Here is a 17408-nt window from a genome sequence, read left to right as displayed (position 1 = left end):
AAAAGTCCCCTCTTTTTATCTATTTATGTCATTGAAAGATAATGTTGTAAGATTGTTGGAAGAAGCCCTCGATGAGCGTCCTTCTTTATTTCTAATTAATTACAAAGTTCATCCAGATAATAGTATCGAAGTTATTATTGATGGGGATCAGGGTGTTAAAGTTGAAGATTGTATTGCGATAAGTAGAGCAATTGAGCATAATTTGGATAGAGAAGAAGAAGATTTTTCTCTTCAGGTGATGTCTGCTGGGGTTTCAGAGGGTTTGGTACACCTTCGTCAATATAAAAAGAATATTGGAAGAAAACTTAAGGTAAAAACCAATGAAGAAAAGTTTGAAGGAGAATTGATTTCAGCTACCGATGATAGTATTACACTAACCTGGAAAACCAGAGAGCCTAAGCCAGTGGGAAAAGGAAAAGTGACTGTTACTAAAGAAGCTAGTATAGCATACAAACATATTGTAGAAGCAAAAGTTATGATAACATTTTAATTATAATATTGATATGGAAAATATCGCATTAATAGAATCATTCTCAGAATTCAAAGATGATAAGTTTATAGATCGTGTGACACTTATGTCGATCTTGGAAGATGTGTTTAGAAATGCTCTAAAAAAGAAGTTTGGTAGTGATGATAATTTCGATATCATTATAAATCCCGATAAAGGGGATTTAGAAATATGGAGAAACCGTATTGTTGTGGCTGATGGCGAAGTTGAAGATGATAATCAAGAAATATCATTAACAGCAGCGCGTAGAATTGAACCTGACTTTGAAGTAGGTGAAGATGTATCTGAAGAAGTAAAGCTTATAGATTTAGGAAGACGTTCGATTTTGGCACTACGTCAAAATTTGATTTCAAAAATTCATGAGCATGACAATACTAATATCTATAAGCAGTTCAAAGAATTAGAAGGAGAGATATATACGGCCGAAGTTCATCATATACGACACAGAGCAATAATTATGTTGGATGATGAAGGGAATGAGATTATTTTGCCGAAGGATAGACAAATACCTTCTGATTTCTTCCGTAAAGGAGAAAATGTAAGAGGAGTTATAGAATCTGTAGAACTTAAAGGTAATAAGCCTTCTATAATTATGTCTAGAACATCTCCGTTATTTCTTGAGAAATTGTTTGAATCAGAAATACCAGAAGTTTTCGATGGATTAATAACCGTTAAAAAAGTAGTTAGAATTCCTGGTGAAAAAGCTAAAGTCGCTGTTGATTCGTATGATGATAGAATTGATCCAGTTGGAGCTTGTGTAGGGATGAAAGGATCAAGAATTCATGGTATAGTAAGAGAGTTGGGTAATGAAAATATTGATGTTATTAATTACACAAACAATTTACAATTATACATTACAAGAGCGTTAAGCCCTGCAAAAGTGACATCTATTAAGATAAATGAAGAAACTAGTCGAGCTGAGGTGATGCTTAGGCCAGAAGAAGTTTCTAAAGCAATTGGTAGAGGTGGACATAATATTAGACTAGCAGGTCAATTAACTGGTTTTGAAATTGATGTGTTTAGAGAAGGGGTAGAGGAAGATGTAGAGCTTACCGAGTTTACTGATGAAATCGATTCTTGGATTATAGAAGAGTTTGCTAAGATTGGGTTGGATACTGCTAAAAGTATTTTAGAGCAAGATCTGGCAGATCTTGTAAAGCGAACAGATCTTGAAGAAGAGACAGTAAGTGAAGTAATTAAAATATTAAAATCTGAATTTGAAGATTAATAAATACAATTAATTTATATTTGAGCATTAAATAAAAGGCATTTATGGCTGAAGCAAAAACAATGAGATTAAATAAGGTATTACGCGAATTCAATATCTCGCTAGATCGGGCTGTTGACTTTTTGAGTGCAAAAGGTCACGAGATAGACGCGCGTCCTACCACTAAAATTTCTGAAGAAGTATACCAGCTCCTGTTTAACGAATTTCAAACAGATAAGAGTAAAAAGGTGGCTTCTAAAGAAGTTGGTGAAGAGAAGAGGAAGGAGAAAGAGGCATTACGTGTGCAGATTGAGCATGAGCAGGAAGAAAAGCGTAAACTTGCTGAAGCTAGAGAAGTTGTAAAAGCCAAAGCTCAATTAAGCGGACCTAAGCAGGTCGGTAAGATTGAATTAGATAAAAAGGAAGAAAAAGCACCGCAGCCCGAACAAAAAGTGCAGGATACTCCTAAAAAAGAAGAAGTAAAAAAGAAAGAGCCTGAAGTAGTTTCTAATCGACCAGTAAAAAAGGGTATTAAGATTACTAAAGAAGCTCCAAAACAACCAGAAAAGAAAAAAGAGGTTGAGAAACAAGCGCCTAAAAAGGTTGCTGAAGAGAAGCCGGTCACTCCTCCTGTTGCAGAAGCTACAGGTGAGCCTGATAAGGTGAAAACTCAATACAAGAAATTAGATGGTCCTAACTTTACAGGTCAAAAAATTGATTTAGCTCAATTCAAAAAACCTGCTAAGAAAAAGGATGACAAATCTGATAAAAAAACCACTGGAGCTGGAGGAGATGCTAAGAAGCGTAGAAGAAGGATTAGCAAAGAAAGCGGAGGTCCAGGTTCTGGCGGTGGTAGATCAGGAGGTCAATCTGGTGGAAACAGAGGTGGAAACAGAGGTGGTAGAGGTCCTGGAAAAGGAAAAAGACCTGCTATCGTTAAAGAAGAACCTAGCGAAGAAGAAGTACAAAAACAAGTAAGAGAAACCTTAGAGAAATTACAAGGTAAATCGAGCAAGTCAAAAGCGGCAAAATACCGTAGAGATAAGAGAGATCAGCACCGTCAAAAGGCTGAAGATGATGTTGCACAACAAGAACAGGAAAGTAAAATCCTTAAAGTAACAGAGTTTGTTACTGTTTCTGAAGTGGCAACAATGATGAGTGTGTCTACTACAGAGGTTATTTCTGCATGTATGTCACTTGGAATTATGGTAACCATGAATCAGCGTTTAGATGCTGAAACACTTTCTATAGTTGCAGATGAATTTGGTTATGAAGTGAATTTTGTAACTGCAGATATTGAAGAGTCCATAGAAGAAATAGTTGATGCTCCTGAAGATTTAGTTAACAGAGCGCCAATTGTTACTGTTATGGGGCATGTTGATCATGGTAAAACATCTTTACTGGATTATATAAGACATGAAAATGTAATAGCTGGAGAGAGTGGAGGGATTACCCAGCACATTGGTGCTTATGGAGTGCAATTAGACAATGGTCAAAAGATAGCATTCTTAGATACACCGGGTCACGAAGCGTTTACCGCTATGCGTGCTCGTGGTGCACAAGTAACAGATTTAGCAATTATTGTGATTGCAGCAGATGATGATGTGATGCCTCAAACAAAAGAAGCAATAAGTCATGCTCAGGCAGCTGGTGTTCCAATTGTATTTGCAATTAATAAGGTGGATAGACCAGAGGCTAATCCGGATAAGATAAAAGAAAAATTAGCTTCTATGAATTTATTGGTAGAAGATTGGGGAGGTAAAATTCAATCCCATGATATTTCTGCTAAAACAGGTCAAGGAGTTAAAGAACTATTAGAAAAAGTATTGCTAGAGGCTGAAATTCTTGAGCTAAAAGCAAACCCAGGTCGATTAGCTTCGGGAACTGTTGTTGAAGCTTTCTTAGATAAAGGTCGTGGGTATGTGTCTACTATTTTAGTGCAGACAGGAACACTTCGTGTTGGAGATTATGTTCTTGCTGGTAAAAATAGTGGTAAGGTAAAGGCGATGCATGATGAACGAGGAAACAACGTTAAAGAAGCAGGTCCGTCGACTCCTGTTTCTATTTTAGGGCTTGATGGTGCGCCACAGGCTGGAGATAAATTTAATGTTCTTGAAGATGAGCGCGAAGCGAAAGATATAGCTTCTAAACGAGCGCAATTGCATAGAGAGCAATCAGTACGTACACAACGCCATATTACTTTAGATGAGATTGGTCGTCGTATTGCCTTAGGAGACTTTAAAGAGTTGAACATAATTCTTAAAGGTGATGTGGATGGTTCTGTTGAAGCATTGACAGATTCATTCCAAAAATTATCTACAGAAGAAATTCATGTTAATATAATACACAAAGCAGTTGGAGCAATTACAGAGAGTGATGTGTTGCTTGCTTCGGCATCAGATGCAATCATTATAGGATTTAATGTAAGGCCAGCTGGTAATGCCAGGCAGGTAGCTGATAAAGAAGAAATCGATATCAGAACATATTCAATCATTTATGATGCTATAAATGATCTTAAAGATGCAATGGAAGGAATGCTTTCTCCGGTAATGAAGGAAGAAATTACCGGTACTGCAGAGATAAGAGAGACGTTTAAGATATCTAAAATTGGTACCATTGCCGGATGTATGGTTCAGAGTGGTAAAATATTCAGAAGTTCTGGAATTCGACTAATTAGAGAAGGTGTTGTAGTGTATACTGGAGAGTTAGCTTCTTTAAAACGTTTTAAAGATGATGTAAAAGAAGTTAGTAAAGGATATGATTGTGGTATACAAGTTAAGAACTATAATGATATCAAAATAGGAGATGTTATAGAGGCTTATCAAGAAGTAGCGGTTAAGAAAAAGCTATAATTTGATAATACCTTAATAAGGATATTAAAAAAGCCTCTATGTTAAACATAGAGGCTTTTTTAATTAATACCAATACTGTTTTGATAGTTGGTATTATTTTAAGTCTTTATTTTTTTTCTGGCCTAAAGATAAATGCGTTCGGAAATACGGCATGAACTTCTTTAAGTGCTCTGTCTGCTTCGAGACGAGTACGATAGTTTCCCATCCAAACCTTATAATTTGGAGTTTCCCACTGTATTGATGAGTCCCACTGAGGAAAGGATTCTTTTGAAGATTTCATAATATCATTAGCCTGATTTAAATTCCCATAATACAATTGGATTTTGTAACGATCACTAAAATCACCGTTTTTTTCCATTTTTGCTTTAATGTCCAAAAGCATTTTTATTTTAGGATCTTGATTTATGGTTACTGAAGCTTCCGGTGGGGGTAAAATATTTACAGGAACAAAATTGTTATTATTTGAAGAATCAAGAATAGGATTCTGGTTATCTTGGGCAATTGTTGTTGTTATAGATGCAAGGCAAAAACCTAATAGTGAAAGACAAAGCTTTGTGTTTAACATTCTCATTACAAATTAATTTGGTGTAAAGGTAAAGTTTAATAACTCAAAATTGCTAAAAAATATTATTTAGAATTATTATAAATTAATCATTAACGGTTCTCTAACATTTCCAGAATCGACTTATTATAGTACTTTTGTCGTCGAATTAAAAGTGCTGGTTTTTATATTTTTTTATGTTAGAGAATGAAAAAACCATACCAAAATTAAGACGATAATTCTACTTAATAATATGAAACAGGTGAAACACCGAAATTCAGCCTCTAAAATCCTAGTCCTAGGAACTGTTTTTTTATTTACTTTTTTTAATCCTGTTTTTGGACAGGATGAAGCAGCTGCGAATGCAGTAGTTGCAACCGAGGCTTCGTCTGGAGGAGATGTGGCTAAAGGTGAGGAGTTATTTAAATCTCTTTGTGCTGCTTGTCATAAGCGTTATAAAAAGATGACCGGTCCGGCTCTTTTTGGCGTTGAAGATAAGTATGAGCGAGAATGGATATATTCTTGGGTAAAGAATAGTGCTGCCATGATCGCTTCAGGCGATGCGCAAGCTGTTGCTATCTATGAAGAGTATAATAAAACTGCAATGAATGCATTTCCGCAGTTAACAAACACTGATATTGATGATATCCTTGCTTATGTAATGGTTCCAAAGGCCGATCCACCGGCATCGGTTCCTGGAGCAGATACAGCTGCAGCTGCTGGTAGTGGTTCTGGGATTTCGGCAAATGTGCTTTTGGGTATATTGGCATTGGTATTTCTAATGTTAATGGTGGTGTTGTTCTTGGTTAACAATACGCTTAGACGTTTCGCTGAAGCAAATAATATAGAGCTACCAGATTCTGAGTCGAAAAAACCAATCTGGAAAGCATTTGTTGAGAATCAATTTTTAGTTTTAGTTACTGCTATTCTTTTGCTTTTAGCTAGTGGGTACTTTGTTTATGGCTACTTTATGCAAGTAGGTGTTGATCAGGGGTATGCTCCAATTCAACCAATACATTACTCGCATAAGATTCATGCAGGAGACAATCAGATAGAGTGTAAGTATTGTCACTCTTCTGCTAGAGTAAGTAAAACTTCAGGAATCCCTTCACTTAATGTATGTATGAATTGTCATAAATCTATTAGCGAAGTTGCTGATGCTACTGCTACAGCTGACTACTCTAAAGAGTTTTATGATGGTGAAATCCAAAAGCTATATAAAGCTGTAGGTTGGGATGCAGATGCTCAAAAATATACAGGAGAAACAGAGGCGGTAAAATGGGTTCGTATTCATAATTTACCTGACTTTGCATACTTTAATCATTCTCAACACGTAACTGTTGCAGGGGTTGAATGTCAAAAATGTCATGGACCGGTAGAAGAGATGGAGATCATGTATCAGTATGCTCCACTTACTATGGGTTGGTGTATCAACTGTCACAGAGAAACAAATGTGAAAGTTGCTGATAACAAATATTACGAGAAGATTCATAAAGAACTTTCTAAGAAATATGGTGTTGACCAGTTAACGGCTGCTCAAATGGGTGGTTTGGAATGTGGTAAATGTCATTATTAATAAAATTTTATCCGAATTTCGGAAAATAGTAAGAAGCTAATATCAATTATATATGTCATCAAACAAGAAATACTGGAAAAGTGTTGAGGAGCTAAACGAAAGTAGCTCTATTGTTGAGACGCTACAGCAAAACGAATTCGTACAGGAGATTCCTACGGATGAGTTTTTAGGGGATAAATCATCGTTAGAGAATTCTTCGACTACACGTCGTGATTTCCTTAAATATGTAGGTTTTAGTACTGCTGCTGCTTCATTAGCAGCTTGTGAAGGCCCGGTTAAAAAATCAATACCATACGTAGTTCAACCAGACAGGATAGTTCCTGGTGTTGCTAATTACTATGCTACTACGATAGCCGATGGTTATGATTTTGCAAGTGTGCTGATTAAAACAAGAGAAGGTAGACCAATTAAAGTCGAAAATAATAATCTCGCTACTTCTAATGGAGATGCTAATGCGAGAGTAAATGCTTCGGTATTATCTTTATATGATAGTTCTCGTCTTCAAGGACCTAAAAAAGCTGGAGAAGATATAAGTTGGGCAGATTTAGATAAAGAAGTTGGAGCAAAGCTTAACGGTCTTGGTGGTAAACAAATTGTTTTGTTAACTCAAACGTTTGCTAGCCCTTCTACTTCAAAATTGATTGCAGAGTTTAAGGCAAAATATCAAAATGTAAAGCATGTTGTGTATGATGCGGTATCTCAGAGCGAAGCTCTAGATGCGTATCAAATGATGTATGGAGAAAGAGCACTTGCTGATTATGATTTTGGTAAAGTAAATACGATTGTAAGTGTTGCAGCTGATTTCTTAGGAGATTGGCAAGGTGGAGGATATGATAGCGGTTATGCTAAAGGGCGTGTTCCCAAAAACGGAAAAATGTCTAAGCATATTCAGTTCGAATCTAATATGTCTCTTACTGGTGCTAATGCTGATAAGCGAATTGCGATTACACCTTCGCAACAAAAACAAGTGCTTGCGGCATTATATGCATATGTTACAGGTTCTGGATCTAAAAGTTCTTTAGGAGCAGATTTGGATGGTGAGGTTGTAAAAGCTGCAAAACAAATACAAAAAGCAGGAAGCAATGCTGTTGTTGTTTCTGGAATTCAGGACGTAGATGCGCAATTGATTGTATTGGCTATTAATAAAGCAATACAAAGTAAAGCATTTAATGAGAGCACTCCTCGTACAATCCGTCAGGGAGATTCAAAAGCAGTTGCTCAATTGGTTAAAGATATGAATGCAGGTCGCGTTGGCGGTCTTTTGATTGCTGGTATTAATCCAATGTATTCATTACCAAATGCAAATGAATTTAAGGCCGGTCTTGAGAAAGTAGATCTTTCAGTAGCATTTAGTATGCATGATGACGAGACAGCTTCTGCTTGTAATTATATAGCTACTACACCTCATTATTTAGAATCTTGGGGAGATGTAGAATTTAAGAAAGGTAGCTACAGTTTAATGCAACCTACGATCAAGCCATTATTTGATACACGTCAATTTCAGGAAACATTATTAAAATGGACTGGAAATACAGCATCGTATCATGATTATATTAAAAATGCATGGACAGGTATTTTAGGAGGTTCTTCCTGGAATCAAGCATTGCATGATGGTGTTTTAGTTACGCCGTCGCTTCCAAAAGAAGATTTGGTAGATGCTATTGAAACACCAGAAGGTGAAGCTCCTACTCCGGATGCTGTTTCGGCAGGTCCAAATTTAGGTGCAGCGGCAAGAAGACTTTCTAATGCTAAATCTAATGGATTAGAACTTACATTATATACAAAAACATCACTTGGTGATGGGCAGCAAGCCAATAACCCATGGTTACAAGAAATGCCAGACCCTATTACCAGAACTTCATGGGATAATTATCTAACAGTCTCTAAAGCAGATGCTGAACAATTAGGATTAACTAACGAAAATGTTGCAAATGGAGCATTAAACGGGAGTTATGCTAAAGTAACTGTTGGAGGTGCTGAAGTAGTTGTGCCAGTAATTATTCAGCCTGGACAGGCCAAAGGTTCAGTTGGTTTGGCTTTAGGATATGGTAAATCTAAAGGACTAAAAGAAGAGATGGTTGTAGGTGTAAACGCTTATCCTTTATACCAAAATCTTAATGCAGTTCAGGATGTTACTGTAGCTGCAACAGAAGGTGTGCACGAATTTGCTTGCGTACAGTTGCATAATACATTGATGGGTCGAGGAGATATCGTTAAGGAAACGACTCTTGAAATATTCAATACAAAAGATAAACACGATTGGAATGCTATTCCTGAAGTGAGCAAAAATCATATAGAATTCGAAGTAACTTCTCCAGAAGTTGATCTTTGGGATGAGTTTGATCGTTCTATTGGACATCACTTTAATCTATCTATAGATTTAAATGCATGTACCGGTTGTGGTGCTTGTGTGATTGCTTGTCATGCAGAAAATAATGTGCCTGTTGTTGGGAAATCTGAAATTCGTAGATCTCGTGATATGCACTGGTTACGTATTGACCGTTATTATTCTTCTCAAGACAGTTTTGAAACTGATAATGAAAAGAAAGATAATATCGCTGGTTTAGGAAGCTCTTTATCTGAGTTTGGTGAGATGGAAAGTCCATCTGATAACCCTCAGGTTGTATTCCAGCCAGTAATGTGTCAGCACTGTAATCATGCTCCATGTGAAACTGTTTGTCCAGTTGCGGCAACATCACATGGTCGACAAGGACAAAACCATATGGCATATAACCGTTGTGTGGGTACAAGATATTGTGCAAATAACTGTCCGTATAAAGTACGTAGATTTAACTGGTTCTTGTATAATAACAATGACGAGTTTGATTATTATATGAATAATGATTTGGGTAGAATGGTAATTAATCCTGATGTAACTGTTCGTTCTAGAGGGGTTATGGAAAAATGTTCTATGTGTATCCAAATGACTCAAAAAACTATTCTTGATGCTAAGCGAGAAGGTAGAGAGATCAAAGATGGAGAGTTCCAAACGGCTTGTTCTTCTGCGTGTTCTTCTGGAGCAATGATATTTGGAGATATCAATGATAAGGATAGTAAAGTAGCTAAACTAAAAGAGGATGATCGTATGTATCACTTACTTGAGCACGTAGGTACCAAACCTAATGTGATGTATCAAACTAAAGTAAGAAATACTACAGAAGCCTAATTAACTAAAATAAAGAATCAATTCAATATATAAAGGATTATGTCTCATTACGAAGCACCTATAAGAAAGCCTTTAGTAACCGGCGATAAAACATATCACGATGTAACAGTCGATGTTGCCGCACCGGTTGAAGGTAAAGCAAATAAATCTTGGTGGATTGTATTTTCTATCGCACTTGTTGCTTTCCTTTGGGGAATAGGTTGTATTATATATACAGTTTCTACAGGTATAGGAACCTGGGGATTAAATAAAACAGTAGGATGGGCCTGGGATATCACCAACTTTGTTTGGTGGGTAGGTATTGGTCACGCCGGAACTCTAATTTCTGCAGTATTGTTGTTGTTCCGTCAAAAATGGAGAATGGCAATTAACCGATCTGCAGAGGCGATGACTATTTTCTCGGTTATTCAGGCAGGTTTATTCCCAATTATTCACATGGGACGTCCATGGCTAGCATATTGGGTATTGCCAATTCCTAACCAATTTGGGTCATTATGGGTAAACTTTAACTCACCATTGCTTTGGGATGTATTTGCGATCTCTACATATCTTTCGGTATCATTAGTATTCTGGTGGACAGGATTACTACCGGATTTTGCAATGATCAGGGACCGTGCAATTACTCCTTTTACTAAAAAAATATATAGCCTCCTGTCTTTTGGTTGGAGTGGAAGAGCAAAAGATTGGCAACGTTTTGAAGAAGTATCTCTTGTACTTGCTGGTCTAGCAACACCACTTGTACTTTCAGTACACACTATTGTATCGTTTGACTTTGCTACTTCGGTAATACCAGGATGGCATACTACGATATTTCCACCATATTTTGTTGCTGGAGCAATTTTCTCTGGATTTGCAATGGTAAATACACTGCTTATCATCATGAGAAAAGTATCTAATCTTGAAAACTATATTACTATTCAGCATATAGAACTAATGAATATTGTAATCATGATTACGGGTTCTATTGTTGGGGTAGCTTATATTACAGAGCTGTTTATAGCTTGGTATTCTGGAGTAGAGTATGAACAATATGCATTCTTAAACAGAGCAACTGGTCCTTACTGGTGGGCATATTGGGCAATGATGTCGTGTAATGTGTTCTCTCCACAGTTTATGTGGTTCCCAAAACTGAGAAGAAGTATTATGTTCTCTTTCATTATTTCGATCGTCGTAAATATTGGAATGTGGTTTGAGCGTTTCGTAATTATCGTGACTTCATTACACAGAGATTATTTACCATCATCATGGACGATGTTCTCTCCTACATTTGTCGATATAGGGATATTTATAGGTACTATTGGATTCTTCTTTGTGTTGTTCTTATTATATGCACGTACATTCCCAGTGATTGCACAGGCCGAAGTAAAAACAATTCTGAAATCTTCTGGAGAAAAGTATAAAAAACTTAGAGAAGCAGGTATAGATCACCGAGATGAATTGCCTAAGGTGAAAGCAGAAGTGACAAACGAAGTTGTTGAAAAAACTGAGGAGAAAGCTCCTGAAACAACCATAGCTAAACCAGAAACCAGTCAGGAAGATATCAATAACCTATTAGGAAACCTTGGAACTTTTGATCCTTCAACTCAAACAGCTGATGATCTTAAAAAAGTAAATGGTATTGGTCCGGTAATGGAAAAGAAACTCAATGAGATCGGGATTTTTACTTTTGATCAGGTAAGTAAAATGACAGAAACAGAGTATAATTTATTAGATAGTATCACAGGTTCTTTCCCAGGAAGAGCACAACGTGATGATTGGGCTGGTCAAGCCGAAAAACTTAAAAATAATTAGAAGTATGGCATCAAAAGTTATACATGCATTATATACAGATGATGATGTCCTAATGGACGCAGTAAAAAAAGTTCGAGCAGAACATTATCATATCGAAGAGGTTTTTTGTCCTTTTCCTGTTCACGGGTTAGATAAAGCAATGGGGATTCCTCATACGCGTCTCGCTATTACATCTTTTATGTATGGATGTGTAGGGTTAACAGTCGCTATTTTGATGATGAATTATATCATGATCGAAGATTGGCCTCAAAACATTGGTGGAAAACCAAGTTTTAGCTATATCGAGAATATGCCTGCGTTTGTTCCTATTATGTTTGAGCTTACCGTATTTTTTGCGGCGCATTTAATGGTGATTACTTTTTATATGAGAAGTAGATTGTGGCCATTTAAAGAAGCAGAAAATCCTGATGTTAGAACTACTGATGACCATTTTTTAATGGAAGTTGATGCAGGAAATCATGATGTAGATCAACTAACAAGTTTATTAGGAGATACAGGAGCAGTTGAAATTAAAGTAATAGATAAGGAAGAAGATAACCATTAGTAATAATGAAGAATACTATAAAAATATTAGCAGCGGCAATTGTGATAGTTAGTGTTATTTCTTGTCAGAATGACAAAAAACCTAATTATCAGTATATGCCAAACATGTATGAATCCGTAGGTTATGAAACATATGGTGAGTATAGTGTTTTCCCTGGAGAACAAGAAGCTATGAGGCCAGTAGAGGGATCAATACCTAGAGGTTGGATGCCTTACGATTTTGAAAATTCAAACGAGGGTTATCAGTTAGCAAAAGATACGCTTAAGAATCCTATTAAATATACTAAAGAAAATGAAGAAGCTGGTAAAGCATTATATGATATATATTGTGCGATTTGCCATGGAGCTAAAGGTGATGGAAAAGGAACTTTGGTAAAAAGAGAAAAAATTCTTGGGGTGCCAAGTTATGATGATGTAGGTAGAGCAATTACCGAAGGAAGTATTTATCATGTAATGTATTATGGTATAAACTCGATGGGGTCATATGCGTCTCAAACTAGTGAACATGAGCGTTGGCAAATTGTTCAGTATGTAGAAAAGTTGAAGGCTGACCTTGAAGGTAAAACTCCTCGAATAGATACTGATGTTGCTAGTGTAGAAACGCCAAATATAGTGGCAAAAGAAGAGGAACACCAGGAAACAACAGAAGAACACAAAGAAGCACACTAGTGCATTAATAAAAAAGTTAAGAATAACGATATTATAAAGATATGTATACGCTATCAAATAGATTAAGATTATTTTCTATCATTCTTATGGTTGTAGGTCTTGTAGGTCTTATTATTGGATTTACACAGGCACCTTCATCTATAGAAGAGGTAAAAGAAATGATGGCAGCGCACGACGCTCATGGAGGAGGTCACGGTGATTCACATGCTCAAACAGGTGGTCACAACGAAGGGCACTCAGAAGACGCTCATGGAGGCGATGCACATTATGAGCACGTTTTGCATCAATTACAAAATAAACCTTGGGCATCATTATATGCAGCAGCATTTTTCTTTTTTATGATCGCGCTTGGAGTTTTAGCATTCTATGCAATACAATTTGCAGCGCAAGCAGGATGGTCTCCAGTACTGTTTAGAGTAATGGAAGCTATCACGGCATATCTTGTACCTGGTGGTTTAATTCTTTTTGTAATTCTTGCATTATCTGGTTTTCATGTAAATCACTTGTTTGTGTGGGCAGATCCAGAAGTTGTAGCTCATGATAAACTTATTCAAGGTAAATCTGGCTGGTTAAACGGTACAGGGTTTATTATTAGAGCAGCAATCTTTTTAGGAGGATGGTTGTTATATCGTCATTTTGCGGTAAAATATTCTAGAAAACAGGATGAAGATTCTGAAGGTAACAAGTGGTACAAAAAGAGTTTTAAAATATCAGCAGGTTTCTTAGTGTTTTTTATCTACACAGAGTCTATGATGTCATGGGATTGGATTATGAGTTTTGATCCGCATTGGTTTAGTACATTATTTGGATGGTATGTATTTGCAAGTTTGTTTGTATCGGGTATCACCACAATTGCTTTAATAACCATATACCTTAAATCAAAAGGGTATTTAGAGTTTGTAAATGATAGCCATATTCATGATTTAGCTAAGTTTATGTTTGGTATTAGTATTTTCTGGACGTACCTATGGTTCTCTCAATTCATGCTGATATGGTATTCAAACATACCAGAAGAAGTTACGTATTTTATAACACGTATAGAAGACTATAAATTACCATTCTTTGGTATGTTAGTAATGAACTTTATTTTCCCATTACTGGTATTAATGAATAGTGATTTTAAAAGAGTAAACTGGTTTGTTGTAATGGCAGGAATTGTTATCCTTTGTGGTCATTACATCGATGTATATAATATGATAATGCCTGCAACTGTTGGAGAATCATGGTTTATTGGTATTAGCGAGATAAGCGCAGTATTATTATTCTTAGGATTGTTCTTGTTTGTTGTGTTTAGAGCACTTACAAAAGCTCCATTATTAGCAAAAGGAAATCCTTATTTAGAGGAAAGTAAACACTTCCATTATTAAAATTTGAATTGTAAAAAAAGAAGTTAGATAAAATGACTGTATTTTTAACCATAGTAGTTATAGCACTTTTTGGAATCACATTGTGGCAAATGTCGAAAATATTGAAATTGTCTCAATTAAAAGGTGCAGATGTTTCCCAGGTAGCAAACGATAAGGATAATAATATGCAAGGTAAATTAATGCTTGCATTTGTAATATTCATATACCTATTAACTATATTTTGTTTTGTAAAATATAATAGCTTTTTCCTTCCAGAATCGGCTTCAGAGCATGGTGTAGATTATGATCAATTAATGTTAATCTCGATGGTGTTGATCATGTTTGTTCAGATCATCACACAAGGATTATTACACTACTTTGCTTATAAATACAGAGGTAAAAAAGAAAACAAAGCGTTGTTCTTTGCAGATAACGATAAATTAGAGTTCATCTGGACGATTATTCCTGTAATTGTGTTGGCTGGGTTAATTATTTATGGATTATTTACCTGGACCGACATCATGAATATCGATGAAGAAGAAGGAGATCCTCTAATTGTAGAATTATATGCATATCAATTTGATTGGAGAGCTAGATATTCTGGAGAGGATAATGTATTAGGAAAAGCTAATGTTAGATATATTGAAGGGATCAATACATTGGGTATTGATGTTTCGGATAACTATGGTAAAGATGATAAAATAACTACAGAGTTGCATTTACCAGTAAACCGAAAGGTTATTTTCAAAATGAGATCTCAGGATATTCTTCATTCTGCATATATGCCTTTCTTTAGAGCGCAGATGAATGTTGTACCAGGTATGATTACCGAGTTTTCGTATACACCAACTATGACTTCAGAAGAAATGAGAAATAGTGAATTTATGGTTGAGAAAGTAGCTACGATCAATAAGATACGAAAAGAAAAGAGTAAAAAACTTGTTGCCAAAGGTGATGAAGCATTAGAAGAGTATACTTTTGATTATTATCTCTTATGTAACAAAATTTGCGGAGTTTCACATTATAATATGCAAATGAAGATTGTTGTAGAATCCGAAGAAGAGTATAAAGCTTGGTTAAAAACACAGCAAACTTTCGGAGAACAATTATCAGCTCAGGCAAGTAACTAAGAAGGAAAAGAAGAATTAATATATTTTATTAAAAAGAAATAGCGTTATGTCAGCAAATCACGGAGATAACCACGATCACGGCCACGACGATCACGGACATCATAAAGAGACATTTATTACCAAATATATATTCAGTCAGGATCATAAAATGATCTCAAAGCAGTATTTAATTACGGGTCTGATTATGGGTATTATTGGTATTGCAATGTCAATCTTATTTAGAATGCAATTGGCATGGCCAGATCATCAATTTACTATCTATGAAATATTACTAGGTAAGTTTGGTGAAGATGGAATTATGGACCCAAGTATTTATTTGGCCTTAGTTACTATACATGGTACTATTATGGTATTTTTTGTATTAACAGCTGGATTAAGTGGTACGTTTAGTAATTTATTGATTCCATTACAGATTGGAGCTCGTGATATGGCTTCTGGATTCTTGAATATGATATCATATTGGTTATTCTTCTTAAGTAGTGTAATCATGGTATTATCTTTATTTGCTGAAGCTGGTCCTGCATCGGCAGGATGGACGATCTATCCTCCATTAAGTGCATTACCACAAGCAATTGGTGGTTCGGGTACTGGAATGACCTTATGGTTAGTGTCTATGGCGATATTTATCGCTTCATCTCTACTGGGTTCATTAAACTATGTAGTTACTGTAATTAATCTACGTACAAAAGGAATGTCAATGACTAGAATGCCATTAACAATTTGGGCATTCTTTGTAACGGCAATAATTGGTATTGTATCTTTTCCGGTATTACTATCTGCAGCATTATTATTGATAATGGATAGAAGTTTTGGTACTTCTTTCTACTTAAGTGATATTTATATACAAGGAGAAGTATTACACAATCAAGGTGGTTCTCCAGTATTATTTGAACATCTATTTTGGTTCTTAGGGCATCCAGAAGTATATATTGTACTGCTGCCTGCGCTTGGGATAACATCTGAGATTATAGCTACAAATGCTCGTAAACCTATTTTTGGATACAGAGCCATGGTAGCTTCGATTTTAGCCATTGCGTTTTTATCAACTATTGTATGGGGTCACCACATGTTTATATCCGGTATGAATCCATTCCTTGGTTCGGTATTTACATTTACAACCTTATTAATTGCTATCCCTTCAGCAGTAAAAGCATTTAACTATATTACAACCTTATGGAAAGGTAATTTGCAGCTCAATCCTGCAATGTTATTTTCAATTGGGTTGGTGTCAACTTTTATCACCGGAGGTCTTACAGGAATTATTCTAGGAGATAGTACATTAGATATCAATGTTCATGATACATACTTTGTAGTAGCGCATTTCCACTTAGTGATGGGTATTTCTGCACTATACGGTTTATTTGCCGGAGTTTATCATTGGTTCCCTAAAATGTATGGTAAAATGATGAATAAGAACCTGGGTTATGTACATTTCTGGGTAACCGCAGTCGGTGCTTATGGAGTATTTTTCCCAATGCACTTTATAGGTATGGCAGGTTTACCTCGTCGTTACTATACCAATTCAAATTTCCCTTATTTTGATGACTTAGCAGATACTAATGTGTTGATTACTGTTTTCGCAATTATTACTGCGGCCGCACAATTGGTATTCTTATATAACTTTATCAGCTCTATTTTCTATGGAAAGAAGGCTGTAGAAAACCCTTGGAAATCTAATACATTAGAGTGGACTACACCAGTTGAACATTTACATGGTAACTGGCCAGGTGAAATCCCTCATGTACATAGATGGCCTTATGATTATAGTAAAACTAATGAAAATGGTGAATATGTAATCGCAGGACAGGATTGGGTGTCTCAAATCATTCCTCTACAGGACGGAGAAGAAGAAATGCATCATTAAAATAGATGCTTACTCATATCATAGTAAAAGCCTTTTCATTTTTTTGAGAAGGCTTTTTTTTTGAAAAAGAGAAATGGTTTGGATAAGCACCGAGTTATGGTTAAATTAATGGTTTCGTAAAAAAAAGTAGAATTTAAATTTTATTTTAGATCTATATATAATAACGTAAATTGAACTTCACTTCGTCAGCACATATCTTCTGTTATATAACGATA

Annotated in this window: 12 protein-coding genes; 11 read left to right on the top strand and 1 reads right to left on the bottom strand. The window is 35.8% G+C overall.

Annotation, left to right across the window (positions count from 1 at the left end):
* The first annotated feature begins 25 nt into the window (after positions 1 to 25).
* From rimP to infB, 3 genes are read left to right on the top strand one after another with little or no spacing between them, the layout of a single operon-like run.
* Positions 26 to 490, top strand: a complete 465-nt coding sequence (gene rimP / locus JJQ60_RS09255) for a ribosome assembly cofactor RimP (protein WP_201918949.1) — start codon at positions 26 to 28, stop codon at positions 488 to 490.
* A gap of 13 nt (positions 491 to 503) precedes the next feature.
* A complete protein-coding gene (gene nusA, locus JJQ60_RS09250) occupies positions 504 to 1736 on the top strand; it encodes a transcription termination factor NusA (protein WP_201918948.1) in 1233 nt (410 codons plus the stop codon).
* Positions 1737 to 1780: 44 nt separating this feature from the next.
* Positions 1781 to 4567: a translation initiation factor IF-2 gene (gene infB / locus JJQ60_RS09245; protein ID WP_201918946.1), complete on the top strand. Its 2787-nt coding sequence runs from the start codon at positions 1781 to 1783 to the stop codon at positions 4565 to 4567.
* 106 nt (positions 4568 to 4673) lie between these two features.
* Here the strand turns inward: infB and JJQ60_RS09240 are convergent, their stop codons facing one another.
* Positions 4674 to 5132, bottom strand: coding sequence for an SPOR domain-containing protein (locus JJQ60_RS09240; protein ID WP_201918944.1), 459 nt, complete (start codon positions 5130 to 5132; stop codon positions 4674 to 4676).
* Between the two features lie 229 nt (positions 5133 to 5361).
* Here JJQ60_RS09240 and JJQ60_RS09235 point away from each other — a divergent pair, with 229 nt between their 5' ends.
* The 8 genes from JJQ60_RS09235 to JJQ60_RS09200 are packed head-to-tail and all read left to right on the top strand — an operon-like array spanning position 5362 to position 17193.
* Positions 5362 to 6684, top strand: a complete 1323-nt coding sequence (locus tag JJQ60_RS09235) for a c-type cytochrome (RefSeq protein WP_201918942.1) — start codon at positions 5362 to 5364, stop codon at positions 6682 to 6684.
* Positions 6685 to 6736: 52 nt separating this feature from the next.
* Positions 6737 to 9850: a TAT-variant-translocated molybdopterin oxidoreductase gene (locus JJQ60_RS09230; protein ID WP_201918940.1), complete on the top strand. Its 3114-nt coding sequence runs from the start codon at positions 6737 to 6739 to the stop codon at positions 9848 to 9850.
* A 36-nt stretch (positions 9851 to 9886) separates the two neighbouring features.
* Positions 9887 to 11641, top strand: a complete 1755-nt coding sequence (gene nrfD, locus JJQ60_RS09225; protein ID WP_201919699.1) for an NrfD/PsrC family molybdoenzyme membrane anchor subunit — start codon at positions 9887 to 9889, stop codon at positions 11639 to 11641.
* A 4-nt stretch (positions 11642 to 11645) separates the two neighbouring features.
* Positions 11646 to 12185 (top strand): DUF3341 domain-containing protein, encoded by a 540-nt coding sequence (locus tag JJQ60_RS09220; protein ID WP_201918933.1) that lies wholly within the window; start codon positions 11646 to 11648, stop codon positions 12183 to 12185.
* 5 nt (positions 12186 to 12190) lie between these two features.
* Positions 12191 to 12853 (top strand): c-type cytochrome, encoded by a 663-nt coding sequence (locus tag JJQ60_RS09215; RefSeq protein ID WP_201918931.1) that lies wholly within the window; start codon positions 12191 to 12193, stop codon positions 12851 to 12853.
* Between the two features lie 41 nt (positions 12854 to 12894).
* On the top strand, positions 12895 to 14220 hold the full coding sequence (locus tag JJQ60_RS09210; RefSeq protein WP_201918929.1) for a quinol:cytochrome C oxidoreductase: 1326 nt from the start codon (positions 12895 to 12897) through the stop codon (positions 14218 to 14220).
* Between the two features lie 32 nt (positions 14221 to 14252).
* Positions 14253 to 15329 carry a cytochrome c oxidase subunit II gene (locus JJQ60_RS09205; RefSeq protein ID WP_201918927.1) on the top strand — a complete coding sequence of 359 codons (1077 nt, stop codon included), beginning with the start codon at positions 14253 to 14255 and terminating at the stop codon, positions 15327 to 15329.
* 46 nt (positions 15330 to 15375) lie between these two features.
* Complete coding sequence (locus JJQ60_RS09200) at positions 15376 to 17193, top strand: cytochrome c oxidase subunit I (protein WP_201918914.1); 1818 nt, start codon at positions 15376 to 15378, stop codon at positions 17191 to 17193.
* Positions 17194 to 17408: the final 215 nt, after the last annotated feature.

This window comes from Aquimarina mytili (genome assembly GCF_016735115.1).
GTDB lineage: Bacteria > Bacteroidota > Bacteroidia > Flavobacteriales > Flavobacteriaceae > Aquimarina > Aquimarina mytili.
The sequence above is the reverse complement of the archived record's forward strand: the minus strand, read 5'-3'. Positions and strand labels throughout refer to the sequence as shown.

Bases quoted from the DNA above. Each gene is read 5' to 3' on its own strand.
- rimP (WP_201918949.1), top strand. From the start codon at position 26: ATGTCATTGAAAGATAATGTTGTAAGATTGTTGGAAGAAGCCCTCGAT.
- nusA (WP_201918948.1), top strand. From the start codon at position 504: ATGGAAAATATCGCATTAATAGAATCATTCTCAGAATTCAAAGATGAT.
- infB (WP_201918946.1), top strand. From the start codon at position 1,781: ATGGCTGAAGCAAAAACAATGAGATTAAATAAGGTATTACGCGAATTC.
- JJQ60_RS09240 (WP_201918944.1), bottom strand. From the start codon at position 5,132: ATGTTAAACACAAAGCTTTGTCTTTCACTATTAGGTTTTTGCCTTGCA.
- JJQ60_RS09235 (WP_201918942.1), top strand. From the start codon at position 5,362: ATGAAACAGGTGAAACACCGAAATTCAGCCTCTAAAATCCTAGTCCTA.
- JJQ60_RS09230 (WP_201918940.1), top strand. From the start codon at position 6,737: ATGTCATCAAACAAGAAATACTGGAAAAGTGTTGAGGAGCTAAACGAA.
- JJQ60_RS09220 (WP_201918933.1), top strand. From the start codon at position 11,646: ATGGCATCAAAAGTTATACATGCATTATATACAGATGATGATGTCCTA.
- JJQ60_RS09215 (WP_201918931.1), top strand. From the start codon at position 12,191: ATGAAGAATACTATAAAAATATTAGCAGCGGCAATTGTGATAGTTAGT.
- JJQ60_RS09210 (WP_201918929.1), top strand. From the start codon at position 12,895: ATGTATACGCTATCAAATAGATTAAGATTATTTTCTATCATTCTTATG.
- JJQ60_RS09205 (WP_201918927.1), top strand. From the start codon at position 14,253: ATGACTGTATTTTTAACCATAGTAGTTATAGCACTTTTTGGAATCACA.
- JJQ60_RS09200 (WP_201918914.1), top strand. From the start codon at position 15,376: ATGTCAGCAAATCACGGAGATAACCACGATCACGGCCACGACGATCAC.